The organism is Bombilactobacillus bombi (genome assembly GCF_013607485.1).
GTDB classification, from domain to species: Bacteria; Bacillota; Bacilli; order Lactobacillales; family Lactobacillaceae; genus Bombilactobacillus; species Bombilactobacillus bombi_A.
Genome location: NZ_SCHP01000136.1, coordinates 1 through 831, shown reverse-complemented (window position 1 = coordinate 831; position 831 = coordinate 1). Strand labels below are relative to the sequence as shown.

Sequence of the window (831 nt, the reverse complement as noted above, 5' to 3'; positions counted from 1 at the left end):
AAAAGTTTTAAAAATATTTTTACATAGCTAATTAATTATTAGGAATTTGAATTTCTATTTTAAAAAAATTATCCTTTGCAGAAGTTGTCACTTCACCGTCAAGTTCTTCCACCAGTTTTTGTACCTGGCGCAAATCTAAACCTGACTGGACCAAAGCATCTAAGCTATAATCTTTTAGCTTAAAATTAGGAGTAAAACTGTTAGTAACAGTGTAAAGAGCACCATGGGAATTTTGTAAATAATTAATACCTAAAAAATGCTCCTTTGAATCACTAGCATGTTCAATTGCATTACTCAAAATAATAGTTAAAATTGTCATAATATCTAAAAAAGCTTCTTTTTTCTTAAAAATAGGTTCTGCTTGACCATTGACAACTACTTCGATGTTTTTAGCATGGGCTTGCTGAACAAAATAATCAAACACTGTTTGAATATTGTTTATTTGGTCAGGATTACCCCATTCTAGCAGAATTTTGTTGATTTTGGTCAAGCGCTGTTCAAACAGCTGCATTAATTCGGAGTGGGTCAACTTTTTTTGTGATAAATCAGTAAAAAAACTATTTTCCGAGTGTATAACATCAAAAGCCAGTTTATACTGGCGGGATAGTTGAATATTTTGTGCTTGTATTTGCGCCAATTGTTGAACGATTTGTTCATTTTTATGATTCTTGACTACTGCCTTATCAATTTCATTCATCAAATAATAACAAGCCAAAGTGTTAATACTTAATAAAACAACTATTTCATAAACGAATTCTTTGTTTACTAAATAATTACTTTGAAAAATAATCGCCATAATTAAAACATCGATAACTGGAAACACTATTAAAG

General features: G+C 29.8%; 1 protein-coding gene. It reads right to left on the bottom strand.

The genetic code is table 11. From position 1 onward, the window contains the following. Positions 1 to 31: 31 nt before the first annotated feature. On the bottom strand, positions 32 to 831 hold an 800-nt coding region (locus tag EQ827_RS08805; protein WP_219912696.1), incomplete at its 5' end, for a GHKL domain-containing protein.